This is a genomic window from Variovorax sp. P4_D9, assembly GCF_056401695.1.
The window spans coordinates 1-3269 of record NZ_JBFUIU010000929.1; the positions used below are offsets into that span (position 1 = coordinate 1).

Below are 3269 nucleotides of genomic sequence, written 5' to 3' on the forward strand. Positions count from 1 at the left end.
AAATTATCGACTGCTGAGTAATGTCGCGAAATCCTAAGTTTAGGATTCTGAGTTGCCGATGGCCCGCAGGTCGAACAAGACGAAAAAAAGCGACAACCGTCATTAACGGCCTTAATACTCCCGACAAACCGGCCTCGCTGGCAGAACCAAACCAAAAAATGCGACAAGACGACCTTCTCTACCTCAACGCAGAACTCAGCCCAGCGGAACAACGGGCCGTCCAGCGCCGGGTTGCTGCCGGCGAGCTACATCGGGTGCGCAGCGGCATCGCGACGTCTCTCCCGGAGGCTGACTGGCCGACGCTCTTCCGGCGAGAGAAGGCCAGAATCTTGGCGGCGCTGTTTCCGAAGACCGTCGTCGCGTACCGAAGCGCTTTCGACGGGATGGTCGCCACCACCATGTACCTGGCAGGCGGCAGCTATGCACGGGTGGTGGAGCTGCCCGGCCTGAAAGTCGTGTTGTCGAGCGGTGCAGGGCCGGTCGACGGCGATACCCAGATCCAAGGCCGAGAGGTCTATTTCCCGAGCCCAGCGCGGATGCTGCTTGATGCAATGGCACCACCGCCGCGCGAAGACGATCCGCAATACAGCAGGAAGGTAAGCGCTGAGGAGATCGAAGACCGACTGATCTCGATCTGCGACTCGCGCGGCGAGCAGGCCTTCCTCGAGTTGCGCGAGCGCGTGAAGATCGTCGGCGCGCTGATGAATACGCCCAAGGCGCGTCTGGAAGAACTCGATCGTCTGATGGGTGCGATCCTCGGAACGCGGCCCGATCGAAAGATGGCCCCCTCAAAGGGCACCGGCCGGGTCAAGGGCTATGACGCTCCGCGCATGGACTTGTTCCACAAGCTGGTCCAGTTCTTGAAGGTCAACGAGCTGCCGCGGATCGCGGACGTGGCCGGCGAGTCGCCGGCGACAACCAATTTCGCCTTCCTCGAGTCGTACTTCAGCAACTTCATCGAGGGGACCGAGTTCGAGATTGGCGAGGCTCGCGCGATCGCCCTCGAAGGCAAGATCAGCGCGCTGCGCCCCAAGGATTCTCACGACATCAAGGGCGTCTTCGATCAGGCACGCAATCCGTGGCGTGCCCGTGGCATCACTGACATCAAGGCCTTCGAAGAGACTTTGCGTGAGCGCCATGCATTGATGATGGCGGCGCGGCCCGAGGTGTTGCCGGGCGAGTTCAAGGTGGTGCGAAACGTTGCAGGCAACACGACATTTGTCGAGCCGCGACTGGTGGTGGGAACGTTACGAGAAGCGGGTCTGCTGATGCACGACGTCGACGCAGGTCTCCCGCGCGCGTTGCTTGCGATGTTCATCGTCTCGGAAGTACACCCCTTCAACGACGGGAACGGCCGCCTTGCGCGCCTGGTTATGAACTCGGAGCTGAGCGCGGCGGGCGAGGCGCGAATCATCGTCCCGACCCTGTATCGCGAGCAGTACCTCGATTGCTTGAGGGAGCTCATGCGCGCGGCGCGAACCGAGCCCTACTTGGATGCGATGACGAACATCCAACGCTGGACTGCAGCCTTCAGCTACAAGGATCTTGATGCGACCATCGATCTGATGAAACGGTGTAACGCATTCGAGAAGTCCTTGGTCAAGCACCAGCTCCTCTGGCCAGAGAATTGGCAAGAGCAAGAAGACACGAACGACGAGGCATCGACGGCTCCTCGAGGGTGAGACAAAGACATTTGCCCCGATCCGTATGACCGCGGGCAAGAATTGCCTTACTGCGTCTCCGCTGCACTGCCGTGTTCGTCGACATCCTTCGCGATTCAATCAAACCTCGCTTCAAAATTGGCAAAGCAATCGAAATCCACGTGCGCATCGCCGCGTTAGGCGGCAGTGAACGGTTCGATTTGCAGGACTGGCTGGCCGAATCGCGCATCGAGATCGAGCAGGCGCGGCTGCTGGTTCTGCAGGCGGCGTGGGCGCTCGATCAAGACACTTGCGAGCCTGGCGAGCTGCGCGCTCGGATTGCGGCCATCAAGGTGGTCGCCGCACGGCTGCAGAGCCGGGGCCGTGAACGATCGATGCAGGTATTCGGCGCCATGGGTTTGTCGCCCGATACGCCGCTCGCGTTCTTCTGGACCTGGGGCCGGGCGCTGCACCTGATGGATGGACCGGACGAGGTGCATCTGCGCACGATCGCGCGGCACGAACTCGCGCAGGCCCGCTCCCGAATGGGGACCAGCGCGGCCTACTTCACCACGCCCGAACAGGTCGAGGCGCCGCCGCGCGTGCGCTAGACGGCATCGGCTGAGCTGCATGGGCAGGCTTTGATGCGGCGTCAGCCAGCCGCAGCATGCCTCGCTGCGGGTGTCCTCGACCATCGACCAATGGCTCGGAGCTTCGACCTGCCGAGCTGCGCCCACGCCGCTGACGCAGCGCCGTGGCCCGATGGCGCTCGCAGGCGACGCCGATTTCGATGCGGACCTTGATGCAGATCAACATCTCACGGCAGGCCCTTTCCTAGCATAGATGCATCTGAAATACACCTTCTACGCCGTTCGCTACAAGGAATCTCCGTGAAATCTGCAGCTTTCTCCTCCACCGTCGATGTCCGTGTCCTGGAGCCACGCTTTCGTCATTCGCACATCTTCTCGACCTTCTCCGCCCTCGACGACGGTCACGCCATCGAACTCGTGAACGACCACGATCCCAGGCCGCTCTACGCACAGTTCCAGGCACAGTTTCCCCACCGCTTCGCATGGAACTACCTCGAGGAAGGCCCCTCCGTTTGGCGCGTTGCCATCACCAAGATCCCGGCCTTCACCGCGCATGCGAGCGGCGGTTGCTGCGGCGGATGCGGCGGCGCCTGAACGCCGGGCCCCTTTTCGATGACCCAAGGACATGTCATGAGAAACAACAACAGGCTGTGGCGCTGGCTCGCCTTCATCTTCGTACTGTCGTTCGGCGCGCTGGGTTACCTGGGCGTGCAGATCTACCTGACGGCCCCCCCGATTCCCGCATCCGTCACCGCCTCCAACGGCGAGGTGATCTTCAGCGGCGAGCAGGTCCAGCGGGGCCAACAGGTCTGGCTGTCGGCCGGCGGACAGCAGCTGGGCTCCGTGTGGGGCCATGGCGGCTACGTCGCACCCGACTGGTCCGCGGACTGGCTGCACCGTGAGGCCGTTGCGCTCAAGAATCGCCACGCACAGGCCTACCGCAAGGAGCCCTCCGCGCTGAGTGCATCGGAACGCGGTGCGCTCGACGCCACAGTGATCGACGAGATGCGGCGCAACACCTACGACAGCACGAGCGGTG

General features: G+C 62.5%; 2 protein-coding genes and 2 pseudogenes. All 4 read left to right on the forward strand.

The features are described from left to right. The first annotated feature begins 20 nt into the window (after positions 1–20). Positions 21–1682 (forward strand): Fic family protein, encoded by a 1662-nt coding sequence (locus tag AC1DY5_RS48475; protein ID WP_478121477.1) that lies wholly within the window; start codon positions 21–23, stop codon positions 1680–1682. A gap of 182 nt (positions 1683–1864) precedes the next feature. Next, a pseudogene (locus tag AC1DY5_RS48480) lies at positions 1865–2251 on the forward strand (acyl-CoA dehydrogenase family protein); the annotation flags it as partial. Positions 2252–2530: 279 nt separating this feature from the next. Continuing rightward, positions 2531–2824, forward strand: coding sequence for a DUF2249 domain-containing protein (locus AC1DY5_RS48485; RefSeq protein ID WP_478121478.1), 294 nt, complete (start codon positions 2531–2533; stop codon positions 2822–2824). Positions 2825–2860: 36 nt separating this feature from the next. Further along, positions 2861–3269, forward strand: a pseudogene (locus tag AC1DY5_RS48490) (nitric-oxide reductase large subunit); the annotation flags it as partial.

Bases quoted from the DNA above. Each gene is read 5' to 3' on its own strand.
- AC1DY5_RS48475 (WP_478121477.1), top strand. From the start codon at position 21: ATGTCGCGAAATCCTAAGTTTAGGATTCTGAGTTGCCGATGGCCCGCA.